The sequence below is a fragment of the Ruminococcus flavefaciens genome, from assembly GCF_900119075.1.
Taxonomy (GTDB): domain Bacteria; phylum Bacillota; class Clostridia; order Oscillospirales; family Ruminococcaceae; genus Ruminococcus; species Ruminococcus flavefaciens_Q.
Genome location: NZ_FPIP01000003.1, coordinates 209,680 through 226,414 on the forward strand (window position 1 = coordinate 209,680; position 16,735 = coordinate 226,414).

The 16,735-nt window shown below is 51.3% G+C and carries 17 protein-coding genes and 1 other annotated feature; all 17 genes read right to left on the minus strand.

Annotated elements, in window-relative coordinates:
* Positions 1 to 7: 7 nt before the first annotated feature.
* The 17 genes from BT105_RS05845 to BT105_RS15000 all read right to left on the minus strand — a co-directional run bounded on the left by BT105_RS05845 (position 8) and on the right by BT105_RS15000 (position 16,735).
* The gene (locus tag BT105_RS05845) at positions 8 to 952 is read right to left on the minus strand and encodes a hypothetical protein (protein ID WP_072299864.1); all 945 of its coding nucleotides are present in this window, start codon (positions 950 to 952) and stop codon (positions 8 to 10) included.
* A gap of 257 nt (positions 953 to 1,209) precedes the next feature.
* Positions 1,210 to 2,247: a [FeFe] hydrogenase H-cluster radical SAM maturase HydE gene (gene hydE, locus BT105_RS05850; protein WP_072299865.1), complete on the minus strand. Its 1,038-nt coding sequence runs from the start codon at positions 2,245 to 2,247 to the stop codon at positions 1,210 to 1,212.
* Between the two features lies 1 nt (position 2,248).
* A complete protein-coding gene (gene nadA, locus BT105_RS05855; protein WP_072299866.1) occupies positions 2,249 to 3,181 on the minus strand; it encodes a quinolinate synthase NadA in 933 nt (310 codons plus the stop codon).
* Positions 3,182 to 3,332: 151 nt separating this feature from the next.
* Positions 3,333 to 4,343, minus strand: coding sequence for a tRNA (adenosine(37)-N6)-threonylcarbamoyltransferase complex transferase subunit TsaD (gene tsaD / locus BT105_RS05860; RefSeq protein WP_072299867.1), 1,011 nt, complete (start codon positions 4,341 to 4,343; stop codon positions 3,333 to 3,335).
* 20 nt (positions 4,344 to 4,363) lie between these two features.
* On the minus strand, positions 4,364 to 4,813 hold the full coding sequence (rimI, locus tag BT105_RS05865; protein WP_072299868.1) for a ribosomal protein S18-alanine N-acetyltransferase: 450 nt from the start codon (positions 4,811 to 4,813) through the stop codon (positions 4,364 to 4,366).
* A 112-nt stretch (positions 4,814 to 4,925) separates the two neighbouring features.
* Positions 4,926 to 7,463, minus strand: a complete 2,538-nt coding sequence (gene polA, locus BT105_RS05870) for a DNA polymerase I (RefSeq protein WP_072299869.1) — start codon at positions 7,461 to 7,463, stop codon at positions 4,926 to 4,928.
* A gap of 173 nt (positions 7,464 to 7,636) precedes the next feature.
* Positions 7,637 to 8,014: a RidA family protein gene (locus BT105_RS05875; RefSeq protein ID WP_072299870.1), complete on the minus strand. Its 378-nt coding sequence runs from the start codon at positions 8,012 to 8,014 to the stop codon at positions 7,637 to 7,639.
* A 12-nt stretch (positions 8,015 to 8,026) separates the two neighbouring features.
* Entirely contained in the window at positions 8,027 to 9,100 is a 1,074-nt protein-coding gene (gene leuB / locus BT105_RS05880) for a 3-isopropylmalate dehydrogenase (RefSeq protein ID WP_072299871.1), read from the minus strand.
* Between the two features lie 97 nt (positions 9,101 to 9,197).
* On the minus strand, positions 9,198 to 9,701 hold the full coding sequence (ilvN, locus tag BT105_RS05885) for an acetolactate synthase small subunit (RefSeq protein WP_072299872.1): 504 nt from the start codon (positions 9,699 to 9,701) through the stop codon (positions 9,198 to 9,200).
* 10 nt (positions 9,702 to 9,711) lie between these two features.
* On the minus strand, positions 9,712 to 11,421 hold the full coding sequence (gene ilvB / locus BT105_RS05890; protein WP_072299873.1) for a biosynthetic-type acetolactate synthase large subunit: 1,710 nt from the start codon (positions 11,419 to 11,421) through the stop codon (positions 9,712 to 9,714).
* Between the two features lie 60 nt (positions 11,422 to 11,481).
* Positions 11,482 to 11,817 carry a hypothetical protein gene (locus BT105_RS05895; protein ID WP_072299874.1) on the minus strand — a complete coding sequence of 112 codons (336 nt, stop codon included), beginning with the start codon at positions 11,815 to 11,817 and terminating at the stop codon, positions 11,482 to 11,484.
* 74 nt (positions 11,818 to 11,891) lie between these two features.
* A complete protein-coding gene (locus BT105_RS05900) occupies positions 11,892 to 12,311 on the minus strand; it encodes an NUDIX domain-containing protein (protein ID WP_072299875.1) in 420 nt (139 codons plus the stop codon).
* Positions 12,312 to 12,409: 98 nt separating this feature from the next.
* Positions 12,410 to 12,901, minus strand: a complete 492-nt coding sequence (gene leuD, locus BT105_RS05905) for a 3-isopropylmalate dehydratase small subunit (RefSeq protein WP_072299876.1) — start codon at positions 12,899 to 12,901, stop codon at positions 12,410 to 12,412.
* Positions 12,898 to 14,166 (minus strand): 3-isopropylmalate dehydratase large subunit, encoded by a 1,269-nt coding sequence (gene leuC / locus BT105_RS05910; RefSeq protein WP_072299877.1) that lies wholly within the window; start codon positions 14,164 to 14,166, stop codon positions 12,898 to 12,900. The genes leuD and leuC overlap by 4 nt, the downstream gene beginning before the upstream one ends.
* Before the next feature lie 20 nt (positions 14,167 to 14,186).
* Positions 14,187 to 15,851: a 2-isopropylmalate synthase gene (locus BT105_RS05915; protein WP_072299878.1), complete on the minus strand. Its 1,665-nt coding sequence runs from the start codon at positions 15,849 to 15,851 to the stop codon at positions 14,187 to 14,189.
* A 69-nt stretch (positions 15,852 to 15,920) separates the two neighbouring features.
* Positions 15,921 to 16,170, minus strand: a binding site (T-box leader).
* Between the two features lie 150 nt (positions 16,171 to 16,320).
* On the minus strand, positions 16,321 to 16,575 hold the full coding sequence (locus tag BT105_RS05920; RefSeq protein ID WP_072299879.1) for a hypothetical protein: 255 nt from the start codon (positions 16,573 to 16,575) through the stop codon (positions 16,321 to 16,323).
* 16 nt (positions 16,576 to 16,591) lie between these two features.
* Positions 16,592 to 16,735: a WxxxWxxW domain-containing protein gene (locus BT105_RS15000; protein WP_177243939.1), complete on the minus strand. Its 144-nt coding sequence runs from the start codon at positions 16,733 to 16,735 to the stop codon at positions 16,592 to 16,594.

Here is a 16,735-nt window from a genome sequence, read left to right on the forward strand (position 1 = left end):
TGGTGGTTTATTTGAATGAGAGCGCACCCGAATTCTCCATAGCCTTGAGGAGCATGAAGCGCGTTTCGTCGCGGTATTCGGGCTTAGCCATGTAATACATATATGTTTCGAGTACGTTCAGCGGACTTGCTGTTCGTCCCTCTATTTTGAACTGCTCAAAGCCCATAGGCACGTATTTTTCCCAGATATCGTCGGGAGAGATATGTGTGCGGAGGTTTCTTATCTCAAATAGACCTCTCTGTGAGTACGGGCAGTCGCGGAAGTGGTCGGGATCGTACTTTGAAGCGTCAAATGGCAGATTCGGGTACTTCTTGATATGCTCGTTGTAGGCTATCTGCTGGACGCCGATAGAGTGGTAATGAGCAGAACGGCGCGGACAATTAGGCTCACAGCAGGCATTTGACAGGAACTCGATACGCGGTCTGTCCGCCATAGGTATCTGCTCCAGCAGGTCGAATCTGTTGTTGAGGTCGTAGTCCATAACGACTATGTGGTAGTCCTTTTTCAGCTCGTCGAGAAGTCCTTCTATTGTATTGAGGCGCTTGCAGGTGGAGCTCGTCAGCTTGTATTTCGGGAAATTCCTGCGGATATAGTCCTCCAGTATGGGAGACATAACGATAGCCTCGTTGAGCCCGTTATTGGCTAAATTCAGCACCATGTTGCAGAACTGGTCGCTGAGGTGCTTCTTTTCGAGGGCAGGATTTGTGAAGGTAAATCTCAGTGGAATGCTCTTTTCGTTGAAGGTCTTGATGACGCTTTTCACGAATGTCTTGTCACAGACGCCGCCCTGAGTTCTGCCGCCGTTCCAGATAGACGGCGGAAAAACGCCGTAGAACGAAGCTATCTCAACGCCCTCGCGGAAGAGGTCGGGACGGTGCTCCAGAAGCTCTGCAAAGAGCAGGTTAAGCTTGAAATTTCCCGAAAAGTCGGGCAGATGAAAACGTACTCGCATAGTATTCTCCTTAAATTATGATAAGTTGAAAGTTTAGAGTGTAGAGTTGAGAGTTATGGTGTCGCCTGCGGCGACGGATTCAAATTGTAGGGGCTGATGCCTAACAGGCACCCATACCCTCTGTCGCTTTGCGACATCTCCCTACACTGTAGGGAGTCACCCACATCAGCCCGTGATTTATTAAACGGGGCGATGTAGGCATCGCCCCCTACAGGCTAATGGCTAACGGCTTCAAATTTTGCCTTGCAAAATTTGATTTAATCTATGCAGTCTCCGCGCTCCTGCGCTATCTCGTAGCCTGCGGACTCTATTCTTCTTTGCAGGCAGAATCGGCACTCTGCGGCTTCCTCGCCAGTGCATATCTTATTGTCGTACAGGTCGTACTTCTTACGCACCATAACAGGCGAAAGATTGGGCATTACAACGTTACAGCCCGTTTGCAGTCCCAGCTCCCTGCCGTTGGGAGCGATAGTTCCGAGAGCTGTCGTGGCAGGCAGGAGGACTTTCGGGAACATCAGTCTCAGTATGCCTAAAAGTCTCAGCGTGAGCTCAAGTGTGCCGCCTTTTTCATCGGCAAATGGGGTTTTATGATGTGGGACGAATGGTCCTATTCCTATCATCTGGGGCTGTAGCTCCTGCAAGAATCGCAGGTCGGCTATTATGTGCTCTGTGGTCTGGTGCGGAGCTCCCACCATGAAGCCTGCGCCCACCTGATAGCCCAGCTCTTTCAGCTGAAATAGGCAGTCCTTGCGGTTTTCAAGGCTCATTTCCTCGGGGTGGAGCTTTGAGTAAAGCTCCTGTGAAGCCGCTTCGTGACGGAGCAGATATCTGTCCGCCCCTGCTTCTTTCAGACGCTTGTAGCTCTCATAGGAGCGCTCACCGAGGGACAGCGTAACCGCGCAGTCGGGGTACTTTTCCTTTATCTCGGATATAAGGGGGCAGAGGAAGTCGTCAGTGAAAAACGAATCCTCGCCGCCCTGCATTACGAATGTGCGGAAGCCCAGCTCATAGCCGTTTTCACAGCATTTCAGTATGTCCTCACGGGACAGACGGTAGCGGTCGGCTTCATTATTGCCGCGGCGGATACCGCAGTAAAGGCAGTTGTTTTTGCAGTAGCTGGAGACCTCGATAAGTCCGCGGAGAAAGACCTTTTTACCGTAGCTTTTCTGCCTTGTCTCGTCGGCGTATCGGCGTAGAAGCTCCGCTGACTCCTTATCGTCGGTCTCGATGAGATTTTTGAACTCTCCGTCGGACAGGTCGCCTGTTTGGTACAGCTTTTCGACTAATTCCGTCATGTCAGCCGCCCAGCCTTATCATTTCGTCTATGCACTTTCTTGCCTGAGCGATGAGCTCGTCGTCCATGAGTATCTCAAAGGCTTCGCCGCCCTTGCCGCTGATAGCGAGGAGAGTGTTGTAAATATCGGGCAGGGTGGTCAGCTTCATATTGTGACAGACAAGGTCGCGGCTCACGGGATAGAACTTCTTCTCGGGGCAGTCATACTGCAAGTGTTCCACGATAGAATTTTCCGTACCGATAATGAACTCGGTCTTGTCGGACTTCTTTGCAAAGTCCATGATACCTGTGGTAGAGCCTACGTAGTCCGCAAGCTCAACTACTTTTGGAGTACACTCGGGGTGTACGAGAAAGAGAGCGTCGGGGTGCTCTTCCTTAGCGGCGAGGACTTCCTTTGCGGTTATCCTTGCGTGTGTTGGACAGCCGCCGCTGAGGAGCTTTATATCCTTTTCGGGGCACTGCTTCTTTATGTAGTCGCCGAGATTGCAGTCTGGGATAAAGAGTATCTTGTCGTTGTCGAGCGCCTTGACGATACGCAGAGCGCTTGACGATGTTACGCAGACGTCGCAGACGGTCTTGAGAGCCGCAGTTGTATTAACATAGGCAACAACAGTGCGGTCAGGCTCCTGAGCGCGGATAGCGCTGATGAGCTCCTTGTCCATCTGTTCAGCCATTGGACAGCCTGCGTGTTTGTTGGAGAGGTAAACGCGCTTCTGGGGCGAGAGCATTTTTGCAGTCTCAGCCATGAAATGAACTCCGCAGAAGAGGATATTCTCCTGTGATACGCCCTTTGCGTCAACGCTGAGCTTGTAGCTGTCGCCTACAAAATCGGCAACCTCGCATATCTCGCGAGCCTGATAGCAGTGTGCGAGAACTGCGGTGTTTGTTTCCTTTTTGAGCTGGATTATCTTATCCTGTAATTCACGAACAGTCATTTTTATATTCCTTTCATTTATCTTGTAGGGGGCGATGCCCACATCGCCCCGTTAAATTCCAAATCCAATCGGGCTCATGTAGGCATCAGCCCCTACAGCTAACGGCTTCTAATGTTGCTGTATTCTCGGGCGCACAATGTGCTCTCCTACATTAAATGTCTTCCATTGATAATGTCGCAATTGCATTCAGGCTCTCGTCGGCGGTTATGCCAGCGAGGAGATTATAGCTGCCCTGACAGGCTATCATGGCGCCGTTGTCGCCGCAGAGCTTCTTCAATGGCATATAGAACTCAAAGCCGCGCTTTCTGCAAGCCTCGGACAAGGTCTCGCGGACTCCCGTATTTGCGGAAACTCCGCCTGCAAGAGCTACCTTTTTGTAGCCGAGAGCCTCGGCGGCACGGATAGTCTTGTCAGTGAGTATCTCCGCGATAGTTGCTTGGAGACTTGCCGCAAGGTCGTTCCTGTTGATATCTATGCCTTTCTGCTCGGCGTTGTGGAGCAGATTTATCACGTTGGTCTTCAGTCCCGAGAAGCTGAAATCAAACTCGCTGCCTGCAACGGCAGGGTGTGGGAGCTTGAATGCGTTCCTGTCGCCTGTTTGTGCGGCGTTGTCGATGTGGACTCCACCCGGGTAGGGGAATCCCATAGCTCTTGCGCACTTGTCAAAGCATTCGCCTGCCGCGTCGTCGTGAGTCCTTCCCACTACACGGAACTTGGTATAGCTGAGCACCTCGATTATATGGCTGTGTCCGCCGCTTGCCACAAGGCAGAGGTAAGGCGGTTCAAGGTCGGGGAAGGTCAGATAATTGGTAGCGATATGACCTGCGATATGATGAACAGGTATCAGAGGCTTTCCCGAGGACATTGCAAGAGCCTTTGCGAAGCTTACTCCTACAAGGAGAGCACCGATAAGCCCGGGGGCGTATGTAACGGCGATACCGTCAAGGTCTGAGAGCTTTACCTGCGCTTCGTCGAGAGCCTGACGGACAACGCCGAGGATATTCTCGCAGTGTCGGCGCGAGGCTATCTCGGGGACAACTCCGCCGTATTTCTTGTGCTCCTCTATCTGCGTGGATATCACCGACGAGAGTATCTCTCGCTGGTCGCGCACCACGCTTGCGGCGGTCTCGTCGCAGGAGCTTTCTATTCCGAGTATAAGCATACTATATCTTCTTTCGTTATTTATTTCAGCTTGCAGACCATAACGTCTGCGTCTTCGGCAGGATTCTGGTAGAAACGTTTCCGCACGCCTGCCTTTTCAAAGCCGAAGCTCTTGTACAGCTCTATGGCGGCGGTATTGGACTGCCGCACTTCAAGGGCTATACTTTCAACATCTTCGGGCACGGCTGTTAAAAAAGCCTCCATAAGCATTCTTGCAACACCCTGCCTGCGGTACTGGGGAGCAGTACAAACAGTGAGTATCTCTCCCGTATCGGCGGCGGTGAAGCCTGCTATCATGCCTGCAAGAGTGTCCCCGTCGTAGGCGGCAAGGATAATGCTCTCGGGACGCTGTGCCTCTTCGCGGAAGGAATCCGCAGACCAGCCGTCCGCGCCTACGCAGAGCTTATCCAGTTCGGACAGCTCATCATAGTTGAATTGAGAATTGAAAATTGAGAATTGAGAAATATTCATTTTCTTCCTTTTTATGCTTGATTTGTAGGGGCGAACAGTGTTCGCCCGTTGTTATCAGCAATGTATTTCTCGGGCGCACAATGTGCGCCCCTACAAGCTAACGGCTAAGGGCTCAGCCTTTGGCGTCATACCATGAGTGTCCTGTGTGAACGTCCACTGCAAGAGGAACTCTCATATCGTAAACGCCCTGCATTTCCTCTTTGAGAAGCTCCGCGCATTTCTCCGCACAGGCGATATCCGACTCGATGATGAGTTCATCGTGTACCTGCAATATGAGCTTAGCGTTGAGCTTTTCGGCTTTCAGGCGGTTGTAGACGTTTATCATGGCTATTTTTATAAGGTCAGCGGCTGTTCCCTGCACGGGAGTATTCATGGCTATGCGCTTGCCTGCCGCCTGTAACATCTTATTGGACGATGAAAGCTCGGGGATACGGCGCTTTCTGCCGAACATGGTTGTAACATAGCCCTCCTTGAAGGCGTTGTCCACGGTGGTCTCCATGAACTCGTTTACCTTGGGGTATTTCGCAAGGTAGTCCGCGATGTACTTCTTGGCCTTTGCCACGGAAGTACCGATATCCTTTGCGAGGGAGAACGCTCCGATACCGTAGATGATACCGAAGTTTACCGCCTTGGCGGCGCTTCTCATTTCGGGAGTCACCATAAATATGGGCATATCAAATACCTGAGCCGCAGTTGAGGTGTGGATATCCTCCCCCGATGTGAAAGCCTCGGTCATGTTTTCGTCGCCGCAGAGGTGAGCCATAACTCTCAGCTCTATCTGGCTGTAGTCGGCGTCGATAAGAGTTTTTCCCTCGTCGGCGGTGAAGAACTTCCTCATCTGTGCGCCAAGCTCCGTGCGGACGGGGATATTCTGCATATTTGGCTCTGTGGAGCTTATACGTCCCGTTCTGGTCTCGGTCTGTCTGAACCATGTGTGGATACGTCCGTCGGGAGCGATTTTATCAAGAAGTCCCACAACGTATGTGGAGTTAAGCTTTGTGTACTGGCGGTATTTCAGCACGTTGTCCACGATTGGAGCGTAATTGCGGAGCTCTTCAAGCACCTCCGCATTGGTGGAGTAGCCGCTCTTTGTTTTCTTTTTTGCCGGCAGTCCCATTTCCTCGAAAAGGACGGTGCCGAGCTGTTTCGGCGAGGAGATATTGAACTCGTGACCTGCCTCGTCGTATATCATCTGCTGAGTTTCCTCTATCATTTCCGACAGGTACACGCCGAAGTCTTCAACGCCCTTTTTGTCGATAAGAACGCCTGTGTCTTCCATTGAAGCGAGGACTTCCGTCAGGGGCATTTCCACTGTTTCAAGGAGCTCCGTCATGCCCTCGGACTCTATCTCTGCGCGGAGCTTTGCAATGAGCCCTTTAAGGGAAAGGAGCTCCGCCAAGTCGTCGTTTTCGCTGTAGAAATGCACTCCGTACTCGGCGCAGAGCTTATCCACGGCGTAGTCAGAAGCGGAGGTATTCAGCAGATAGCCGCATATCGCCGCGTCGCTTTTCAGATTTTTCAGCTCGCCGCCGTGAGCCATTGCCCAGCGGTAGTGCGCCTTGCCGTCATCGGTGGACTTAGCGCATTCAGAGCCGAAAAACGTCTTTATAATATCTTCGTTATCAGTCGTGTAAACGTTGTCCCCGTCCCGTACAGAGAGCTTATCCTCGCGGAAAAGGTACTCGCATTCGCTGAGCTTTCCGATGATATCCGCAGTAAGCTCGCTGACCTTTGCCGCGATAACAGGGACTTCCTCAGCCTTGACCTCGGGGGCGGAATTTGTGCTCTCAGCCGCGCTGATACCCAGCTTGTCAAGGAGCTTGAACATCTCCAGCTCGCTGAGCATACGTCCGATAGCGCCGTTGTCGGGAGCTTTCGGCTTGTAGCTGTCAAGGTCTGTATCTATGGGTGCGTTGCGGACGATAGTCGCCAGCCATTTGCTCTCCCTGGCGGCTTCTGCGCCTGCGGCAAGCTTAGCCTTAACGCCCTTGGTGAGGGTGGAATCCTCGTAATTCTCGTAAAGATTCTCGATACTTCCGTACTCCTTGATAAGAGCGGAAGCGGTCTTTTCACCGATGCCTGCAACTCCGCTGATATTGTCGGAGCTGTCGCCCATGAGGGCTTTCAGGTCGATAAGCTTTATGGGCTCGAAGCCGTAATCCTCGGTAAATCGTTCAGGAGTGTAGTATATATTCTCCTTGTTTGTGGCAAGGATAACAGTGACCTTGTCGTCGATGAGCTGCAAGCTGTCGCGGTCTCCCGTCAGCACGAAGCACTCGTTGCCGCTGTCGGAGCAGAGCTTTGAGAGTGTACCAAGTACGTCGTCAGCCTCGAAGCCCTCGCACTCCACGACTTTAACGCCCATAAGGGTGAGGAGCTCCTTTACGCGGGGGAGCTGCTCTGCAAGCTCGGGAGGCATACCCTTGCGGTTAGCCTTGTAGGTCGCCACAGCCTTGTGACGGAAGGTAGGAGAGCGCAGGTCAAAGGCTACAGCCACAGCGTCGGGCTTTACGTCGCTGATATTGCGGAGATAGATATTCATAAAGCCGAAAATGGCGTTGGTGAACTGTCCTTTTTTATTTGAAAGCAGCTTTATGCCGTAAAAAGCGCGGTTAAGTATGCTGTTTCCGTCGATTGCGAGAAGTTTCATAGCGGTCTCCTTGTTGTAAAATTTATATCAATATACAATTTGCCCATTTTATTGATTATAACACAAAAGGGATAAAATTTCAAGCCTTTAGCCATTAGCTTGCAGGGGGGCACAGTGTGCGCCCGAAATCGCAGCAAAAAAGGGCGGATAGTATCCGCCCCTGCAATTATGCATTATAGATTGCTCTCTGCAATTACCTCTACCTCGGCAAGAACGCCCTTTGGGAGAGTCTTTACCGCAACACAGCTTCTTGCAGGCAGAGATATGAAATACTTGCCGTATATCTCGTTGAATGCGGCAAAATCGTTCATATCTGCAAGGAAGCAGGTAGTTTTCACAGCCTTGTCAAAGCCTGAGCCTGCCGTAGCAAGAACAGCTCCCAGGTTGTGCATTATCTGCTCGGTCTGCTCCTCGATAGTAGTGCCCTTTACCGTGTTTGTAACGGGATCAATGGCTATCTGACCGCTTGTGTAGACCATTCCGTTTGAAACTATAGCCTGTGAGTAAGGTCCTACTGCCGCAGGTGCCTTTTCTGTGTGGATCTTTATCATGATAGATTCCTCCTAAATATTTTTCAGTATTACTTCTGTCATTTCCGTGCAGGTCAGGGGCTTACCCTTGTCAGTGCCCATGAGGTCGGCGGTTCTGTGACCGTCGTTGAGAGCCTTGTCAACTGCGGCTTCTATGGTATCGGCTTCTTTTGCAAGACCGAATGAATACCGAAGCATCATAGCTCCCGAAAGTATGGTAGCTATTGGGTTTGCGGCGTTTGTGCCTGCAATGTCGGGAGCTGAGCCGTGAATAGGCTCGTAGAGTCCGCGCTTTGAAGCTCCCAGCGAAGCCGAAGCCAGCATACCTATGGAGCCCGTTATCTGCGAGGCTTCATCTGACAGTATATCGCCGAACATATTGGACGTAACGATGACGTCAAACTGCTTGGGATCGCGTACAAGCTGCATAGCGGCGTTGTCCACGAACATATCCCTGTATTCAACCTCGGGATAGCTTTCAGCCATCTCATGCATGGTCTTGCGCCAGAGCCGTGAGGACTCCAGAACATTAGCCTTGTCCACGCTGCAAAGCCGCTTGCCGCGCTTCATTGCGGCTTCAAAAGCCGCCTTGCCTATGCGCTCTATCTCGGTTACGCTGTAAGCCTCGGTGTCGAAAGCTTCTGTGCCGTATTTTCCCTCGCGGTAGCCGCGGTCGCCGAAGTATATACCGCCTGTTAATTCCCTTACTATGAGTATATCGAAGCCGCCGCCCACTATCTCGTCCTTTAGCGGAGAAGCTCCTCTCAGGGCAGGATAGAGCTTTGCAGGGCGGAGATTGGTATACAGTCCCATAGCCGAGCGTATGCCCAGCAGGGCTTTTTCGGGGCGGATATCTCCTGCGAGACCGTCCCATTTCGGACCGCCTACAGCTCCGAGGAGAACGCTGTCGGAGGCTAAACAGCCGTCCACGGTCTCCTGCGGCAGGGGCAGACCTGTTTCGTCGATTGCACAGCCGCCTATGAGGTACGGTGTGAAATTGAATTTATGTCCGAACTTAGCTGCGGTTTTTTCCAGTACGGCAACGGCGCTGTCCACTATTTCGGGACCTATGCCGTCGCCCTTGAGAAGTGCGATATTAAGCTCCATACAAATCCTCCCTTGCATGAATTGAGAATTTAGAATTGAGAATGGATGTGTCCGCTTCGCGGACAGATTTATCGCGTCAGCGATACCATGATCTCAATTATTTGACTGTTTTCAGACAGTTCTCGCCGCGCTCGATAGCTACGATACCCGTGCGGCACATCTCCATGATTCCGAATGGCTTCAAAAGCTCTATAAATGCGTCTATTTTTGAGGTCTCTCCCGTAAGCTCGCAGGTGAGGGAGGTAGGGGAGTAGTCCACTATCTTTGAGCGGAATATCTCAACTGCGGTCATTATATCCTGACGTATCTCAGCCTTGTTTCTCACTTTTATGAGCAGGAGCTCGCGGATAACGCTGTCCTTGGTGTCCAGCACCTCGACCTCTCTGACATCATGGAGCTTTTGCAGCTGCTGCAATATACGCTCTTTCATGTCGTCATCGCCGTGAAAGGCGATAGTTATTCTTGAAAAGCCGCTGGACTCTGTCTCGCCCACGGTAAGGCTGTCGATGTTGAAGCCGCGGCGTGTGAACATTCCCGAAACTCTGGAAAGAACACCCGAAACATTGGCAACTATAACTCCTATTACGTACTGCTGTTCCATTAATGTCACCTCACTTTACTGATGTGATTATATCCTCTGCCGAACCGCCCTGCGGCAGCATTGGCAGTACCAGCTCGTCGCAGTCAACTGCGCAGTCGATAACGAAAGGTACGTCGCTTGCGAAAGCGGCTTCTGCTAATTTTTTCAGCTCCTCAGCCGTTGAAGCGTGACCGCCCTTTGCACCGAATGCCTCAGCCACCTTTGCGAAGTCCGTCCTGCGGTCAAGAGTGGTATTGGAGTAGTGCTTGTCGTAGAAAAGCGTCTGCTGCTGACGAACCATTCCAAGTACGCCGTTGTTCATAACGACGATGACCACGGGGATATCCTGAGATACCGCAGTTGCAAGCTCGCCTAAGTTCATGCCGAAGCTGCCGTCGCCTGTGAACAGTACAACGCGCTTACCCGTAGCTGTTGAAGCTCCGATAGCTGCGCCCAGTCCGTAGCCCATAGCTCCGAGACCGCCGCTGGAAAGGAATGTGCGGGGCTTTTTGAGGGGATAGCGCTGAGCCGTCCACATCTGGTGCTGTCCCACGTCGGTGGCGATGATAACGTCCTCGCCTGCACGGGCGCTGATTATGTCGATTATCTCATATGGGCTGAGCTTTGGAGAGCCGCCCTTTTCTGTTATTTTTTTCCTTGTGCTGTCAGCTGCTTCTTCTGTGAGTTTTTCTTCCTGTGCTTTCAGCTCCGCGATATGCTTCGCCCAGTCGGGGTGTCTGTTCTCCTCTACCATGGCGGTAAGGCGCTCCACGGAGTCGAGGAGGTCACCGCGTATAGTGAGGTCGGCAGGGATATTCTTGTTGAGCTCCGCGCCGTCGATATCTATGTGGATAATGCGGTAATTCTTGGTAAATCGGCTGTTTTCGCCTGTGGACCTGTTGCTGAAGCGTACTCCGAGAGCAATGACGAGGTCGGCTTCATATTCGGCAGCAGTTGAAGCGTAATGACCGTGCATACCCTGCATACCGAGGAATCTCGGGTGGTCGCAGGGAACGGCTGAGAGCCCCATGAGTGAGCAGCCCATAGGTGCGTCTATTTTTTCCGCAAGAGCTGTCACCTGCTGTGAAGCCTTGCCGCTGATAACGCCGCCGCCAAAGTAGATATACGGTCTCTGGGCGCTGTTTATGAGCTCTGCCGCTTTCTGAAGCTTTGTTTCCGAAGCAAAGGTCAGAGGATAGGGGATAACAGGCTGTGCGTTGGATTCGTACTCGCAGAGCGCCGTCTGGACGTCCTTGGGGATATCCACAAGAACAGGTCCCTGTCTGCCCGATTTGGCTATTTTAAAGGCTGTGCGAAGAGTGTCCGCAAGCTCGTTTATGTCCTTGACAATGAAATTATGCTTGGTGATAGGCATGGTCACGCCGACAATATCTACCTCCTGGAAGCTGTCCCTGCCTATCTGGTCGCAGGAGACGTTTCCCGTGATAGCAACCATTGGCACTGAATCCAGATATGCCGCAGCTATGCCTGTTACGAGGTTTGTAGCCCCCGGGCCCGAGGTAGCTATTACAACTCCCACCTTGCCTGTTGAACGGGCATAGCCGTCCGCAGCATGGGCAGCTCCCTGCTCGTGGGCAGTGAGTATGTGCTTTATGCGGTCACGGGCGATGTAGAGCTCGTCAAAGAGGTCGATGACCTGACCTCCGGGGTAGCCGAATATAGTGTCGCAGCCCTGCTCGATGAGGGTTTCTACGACTATCTTTGCACCTGATATTTTCATATTAAAACGTCCTTTTCATTTAGCCTTTAGCCGTTAGCATAATTTGGAATGCAGAATAAATCAAACTTCCGATATTTTTATCAGTTCTTCTTTAGTGTATTCTTTATAATATGTTTTGTTTGGAGAAAACATAGAGTCAGTTGTGTCAGGAATCTTTTTTATAACTTTTTTCAAGTCAATATCCTTTGGCAATGATAAAAAGTTCCCATTTTCATCTTCCGATTTTATGGCACAGAAAATAAATTCACCGTTTTCAAGGTCAAATTCAAAATAATCTGCTGCTTCTGCTGCGTTGATATCTAAATAATCGCTTTGATTTTCAACGAACTTTTCATAAATGAATTCCATTAACGCTTGTTTGCTTATTTTTATTACTCTTACTTTATTTTTATCCATGTGAAGCTCCCATAAAACAAAGTTTATATTAATTTGACCGTTTTTGCGGACGTGCAATGCGCGTCCCTACATTCTCAATGCTCATTGCGGCGCAGGATATCAAATACATTGTTCTTTTCAAAATCGCGGATTATGGCGTCGGGGAGAAGAGTCCTGCATTGCTGTTCGTCCGCCCACACATAGTCCTGATGTTCAAAGCTCAGCTTTACGGCTTCTGTCGTTGTTTCGCAGAGATATACTATGAGCAGGTCGGGGAGCTCCCGTTCCAGAACGGCAACATAAGCGATATTTCCTATCCTGATATCCGTAATGCCTGTTTCTTCCTGTATCTCGCGCATAACAGCGTCCTCGGGAGTTTCGCCGCTTTCGATGTTTCCGCCTGTATTCTCCCATGAACCGGCGCCGATATCGTCATTTTCACATCGCTTTATCAGAAGGAATCTGTTGAGCTTGGGGTTGTATATTATACATTTTACGATTATTTTTGCTATCATTTTATCTCCTTTGGGGAGTGTTGGAAATCCTGATACGGGCGGCGGAACGCCGCCCATACATTCTCAATTCGGGACGTCGAGGACGCCGTCCCCTACAATTATATCATGCCATTGGCGATAGCCTGCATAAGTCCGCCGTTTTCGATTATTTTCTGTACAAACTCGGGGAAAGGCGCTGTTTTGTACTCTCTGCCCGTGGTGATATTGCGGATAATTCCGTTATCGAGGTCAGCTTCCACATTATCTCCCTCGGAGATACCCTCGGCAGCTTCGGGACATTCCACGATAGCAAGTCCGATATTTATAGCGTTCCTGTAGAAGATTCGGGCGAAGCTCTTGGCGATGACAACGGAGATTCCGCTTGCCTTTATGGCTATGGGAGCGTGTTCACGGGACGAGCCGCAGCCGAAATTCTGTCCTGCAACCATTATATCGCCCTGCTTTACGCGGCTCACGAAGGTCTTGTCGATATCCTCCATACAGTGGCTCGCAAGCTCCCTGTGGTCGCTTGTATTGAGGTAACGTGCAGGGATAATAACGTCTGTATCCACGTTGTCGCCGTATTTTATAGCGTTTCCTGTGTATTTCATAGCTCCATTACCTCCCACGGACTTGTTATCCTGCCTGTTACGGCGCTTGCCGCCGCAGTTGCGGGGCTTGCAAGGTATACCTCGGACTCGGGGTGCCCCATACGTCCCACGAAGTTGCGGTTCGTAGTCGTTACGGCTCTCTCGCCTGCGGCAAGAATGCCCATATATCCGCCAAGGCACGGTCCGCAGGTAGGAGTTGACACTACTGCGCCGAACTCGATAAATGTGCGGATAAGCCCCATTTCCATAGCGTCAAGGTATATCTGCTGAGTTGCAGGTATCACGATAACGCGGACGTGCTTTGCGGCTTTGCGTCCTTTCATTATCTCAGCGGCGGCGATAAGGTCCTCAAGCCTGCCGTTGGTGCATGAGCCTATTACCACCTGGTCTATCTTTACATCGCCTATTTCGGCGAAGGTACGTGCATTTTCTGGAAGATGAGGAAAAGCCACAGTAGGCTCTATCTCCGACAGGTCAACGGTGAGCACCTCGTCGTAGTCTGCGTCCTCGTCAGCTTTGTATATAACAGGCTCTGCGCCGCCGTGTGTGCGGATATAGTCGAGGGTGATATCGTCAACCTCGAAAATACCGTTCTTTGCCCCTGCCTCGATAGCCATATTCGCCATGCAAAGGCGGTCAGCCATAGTCAGGGAGGCAAGTCCCTCGCCTGTGAATTCCATAGAGCGGTAAAGGGCTCCGTCCACGCCTATCTCGCCGATAATGTGGAGGATAACGTCCTTGCCCGACACGAATCTGCGGAGCTCTCCTGTGAGGACTACCTTGATAGCCTCGGGTACCTTGAACCACGCCTTGCCTGTAGCCATTCCGCAAGCCATATCCGTTGAGCCAACGCCTGTTGAGAAAGCTCCCAAAGCTCCGTAGGTGCAGGTATGGGAATCAGCGCCGATGACCACGTTTCCTGCGGTGACCAGACCTTTTTCGGGGAGCAGGGCGTGTTCGATGCCCATTTCTCCAACGTCGTAGAAGTGTGTTATGTCCTTTCCCGTGCAGAAATCGCGGCACATCTTGCACTGCTCTGCCGCCTTTATGTCCTTGTTGGGAGCGAAGTGGTCCATGACCATGGTGACCTTGTTTCTGTCGAACACGCTGTCCTTACCCAGCTTTGCGAACTCCTTGATAGCTACGGGAGAGGTTATATCGTTGCCGAGAACGAGGTCAAGGTCTGTCAGGATAAGCTCTCCCAGACAGACTGACTCCCTGCCCGAATGAGCCGCAAGTATCTTCTGAGTCATTGTCATTGCCATATTTCCACACTTCCTTTACATTACTGCTTGTTGAGCATATTATTTACCGCGCTGACAAGAGCCTTGACTGAAGAAGTGATGATATCGTTGTCGATACCCGTTCCCCAGAAGCTTTTGCCCTCCTTTGTGACTATCTCAACATAGGATACAGCCTTTGAAGCCGAGCCTACTTCCAGAGCGTGCTCGGTGTAGCTGTTGAGACTGTAGTCTGCGCCTGTATATGAGCGTATAGCGTTGCTGACGGCGTCAAGACGACCGTTACCTGTATCGGTGACAGTAACTCGTCTGCCGCTGTAATCGAAGCTTACAGTTGCTTCGATACCGTTGCGCTGTACGAAGTGAGTTTCCGTGATGTTTATAGGCGAGGTTATATCCACATAGTTGCTCTTGAATATTGAGTAGACCTCGTCGGGGAGAAGCTCCTTGTGCTTTTTGTCTGAAATGCCCTTGACAAGGTAGCCCACGCTCTCGCGCATTTTCTTTGGCAGGTCGTAGCCGAAGCGAGTCTCCAGTATGTAGCCGATTCCGCCCTTGCCCGACTGGCTGTTGATGCGGATAACGTCGGATTCGTACTCTCTGCCGATATCCGTAGGATCAAGAGGCAGATAGGGCACGTTCCAGACAGTATCGCCGTGTTCCTCGCGCCATTTCATGCCCTTTGCGATAGCGTCCTGATGAGAGCCGCTGAACGCCGCGAATACCAGCTTTCCAGAATAGGGCTGACGCTCGTAGATACCCATTCTCGTCAGACGGGAGAAGTCCTCGGACAGCGACGGTATATCGCTGAAATCCAGCTCGGGATCAACGCCCTGCGAGTACATATTCATGGCGAGAGTAATGATATCCACGTTTCCTGTGCGCTCGCCGTTGCCGAAGAGAGTTCCCTCGACGCGCTCTGCACCTGCAAGGAGTCCCATTTCCGTGTCAGCCACCGCACAGCCGCGGTCGTTGTGGGGGTGGAGGGAGACTATGACGTTTTCGCGGTATTTCAGGTTCTCGCACATATACTCTATCTGATTTGCGTAAACATGGGGCATTGAGAGCTGTACCGTTACGGGGAGATTGATTATGACCTTGTCCTCGGGTGTGGGCTGCCACACGTCCAGAACGGCGTTGCATATCTCCAGCGCGAATTCGGGCTCTGTACCCGTGAAGCTCTCGGGGGAGTACTCAAAGCGGAAATTGCCCTCGTACTTCTCGCGGTAATCTTTAAGGAGCTTTGCTCCGCTGACCGCGATATCTATTATCTCCTCCTTGCTCTTGCGGAAGACTTGCTCGCGCTGAGCCACAGAGGTGGAGTTGTAAAGGTGAACTATGGCGTTCTTGCAGCCCTTGAGGGCTTCAAACGTCTTTTCGATGATGTGTTCACGGGACTGGGTGAGAACCTGTATCGCCACATCGTCGGGAATGAGATCCTGCTCGATAAGAGTGCGGCAGAAGTCGTACTCGGTCTCGGAAGCGGCAGGGAAGCCGATCTCTATCTCCTTGAAGCCGATATCAACCAGTCTGCGGAAGAATTCCAGCTTTTCGCCGAGGCTCATGGGTATTATAAGAGCCTGATTTCCGTCGCGGAGATCGACGCTGCACCACTGTGGAGCCTTGTCGATATAGGACTTTTCCGTCCATTTCATGGCAGTTTTCGGCGCTTCAAAGAATTGTCTTGTGTACTTTTTTACGTTATTCATGTCAAAACCTCCATTCCGATCCGTTTGCCTCGCAGGAGGGTAATAAAAAATCTCCTCCATGCACGGCATGGAAGAGACGAAGCTGCAATATACTCCGTGGTACCACTCTTCTTGATGTAAGAATACACCCACTCATCTGCGTCGGATCAACGCATATCTCTGTAACGGGAGAGCCCGTCCGTGCCTACTTGACGCGGTCTGCGCCTTTGGGACGGCTGCTCGGGGAGGAGTTATGACCTGTATTTGTCTGCCGACTTTCACCAGCCGTCGGCTCTCTGTGAAAACTCACACAAGCTTTGTTTCCCTTCATAGCATTTTCAATTTATTAACTGTATTATACAATGAAAAACAGCATTTGTCAAGCATTTGCATAAATTTTGCAAATTGAAATTGCAGGGGAGGGCGCCTAACAGGCGCCCGTAAGTATTTGTGTCATTTTATTCGGGCGAGCGGAATTCGCCCCTACAGCTCAAGGAGCTTTACTTCCGCAGTCGGGGCAGAAATTGCTGGTGCAGTCCCTGCCGCAGCTGCATTTCCACGGCTTTACGGGCGCTTTCATGCCGCATTCGGGACAGAAATTGGTACTGTTTTCCGTTCCGCATACACAGCGCCATTTATCGCCGTTCCACACGGGAGCAGCCTTGTTCTCCGCAGCCATGCGGAAAAGCGCTTCGCCGTTGGTCATATACTGCAAGCCCACAACGGGAAAACCGAATATAAACATAAACGTCACCTCATTGCTATTGCTGCGACTTTATATAGTCAGCTATCCTGTATATTCCGTAGAATACCCATATTATCCATGATATTGCCCAGAGTCCTGTGAATACGCTGAATAATAGGTATACTGCCGCAACGGCGGCAGCGATGAGCCAGTGCTTCAT

What these genes read in the sequence shown, in the direction of transcription:
- BT105_RS05845 (WP_072299864.1), bottom strand. Translation starts at nt 952, where the DNA reads ATGCGAGTACGTTTTCATCTGCCCGACTTTTCGGGAAATTTCAAGCTT.
- hydE (WP_072299865.1), bottom strand. Translation starts at nt 2,247, where the DNA reads ATGACGGAATTAGTCGAAAAGCTGTACCAAACAGGCGACCTGTCCGAC.
- nadA (WP_072299866.1), bottom strand. Translation starts at nt 3,181, where the DNA reads ATGACTGTTCGTGAATTACAGGATAAGATAATCCAGCTCAAAAAGGAA.
- tsaD (WP_072299867.1), bottom strand. Translation starts at nt 4,343, where the DNA reads ATGCTTATACTCGGAATAGAAAGCTCCTGCGACGAGACCGCCGCAAGC.
- rimI (WP_072299868.1), bottom strand. Translation starts at nt 4,813, where the DNA reads ATGAATATTTCTCAATTCTCAATTTTCAATTCTCAATTCAACTATGAT.
- polA (WP_072299869.1), bottom strand. Translation starts at nt 7,463, where the DNA reads ATGAAACTTCTCGCAATCGACGGAAACAGCATACTTAACCGCGCTTTT.
- BT105_RS05875 (WP_072299870.1), bottom strand. Translation starts at nt 8,014, where the DNA reads ATGATAAAGATCCACACAGAAAAGGCACCTGCGGCAGTAGGACCTTAC.
- leuB (WP_072299871.1), bottom strand. Translation starts at nt 9,100, where the DNA reads ATGGAGCTTAATATCGCACTTCTCAAGGGCGACGGCATAGGTCCCGAA.
- ilvN (WP_072299872.1), bottom strand. Translation starts at nt 9,701, where the DNA reads ATGGAACAGCAGTACGTAATAGGAGTTATAGTTGCCAATGTTTCGGGT.
- ilvB (WP_072299873.1), bottom strand. Translation starts at nt 11,421, where the DNA reads ATGAAAATATCAGGTGCAAAGATAGTCGTAGAAACCCTCATCGAGCAG.
- BT105_RS05895 (WP_072299874.1), bottom strand. Translation starts at nt 11,817, where the DNA reads ATGGATAAAAATAAAGTAAGAGTAATAAAAATAAGCAAACAAGCGTTA.
- BT105_RS05900 (WP_072299875.1), bottom strand. Translation starts at nt 12,311, where the DNA reads ATGATAGCAAAAATAATCGTAAAATGTATAATATACAACCCCAAGCTC.
- leuD (WP_072299876.1), bottom strand. Translation starts at nt 12,901, where the DNA reads ATGAAATACACAGGAAACGCTATAAAATACGGCGACAACGTGGATACA.
- leuC (WP_072299877.1), bottom strand. Translation starts at nt 14,166, where the DNA reads ATGGCAATGACAATGACTCAGAAGATACTTGCGGCTCATTCGGGCAGG.
- BT105_RS05915 (WP_072299878.1), bottom strand. Translation starts at nt 15,851, where the DNA reads ATGAATAACGTAAAAAAGTACACAAGACAATTCTTTGAAGCGCCGAAA.
- BT105_RS05920 (WP_072299879.1), bottom strand. Translation starts at nt 16,575, where the DNA reads ATGTTTATATTCGGTTTTCCCGTTGTGGGCTTGCAGTATATGACCAAC.
- BT105_RS15000 (WP_177243939.1), bottom strand. Translation starts at nt 16,735, where the DNA reads ATGAAGCACTGGCTCATCGCTGCCGCCGTTGCGGCAGTATACCTATTA.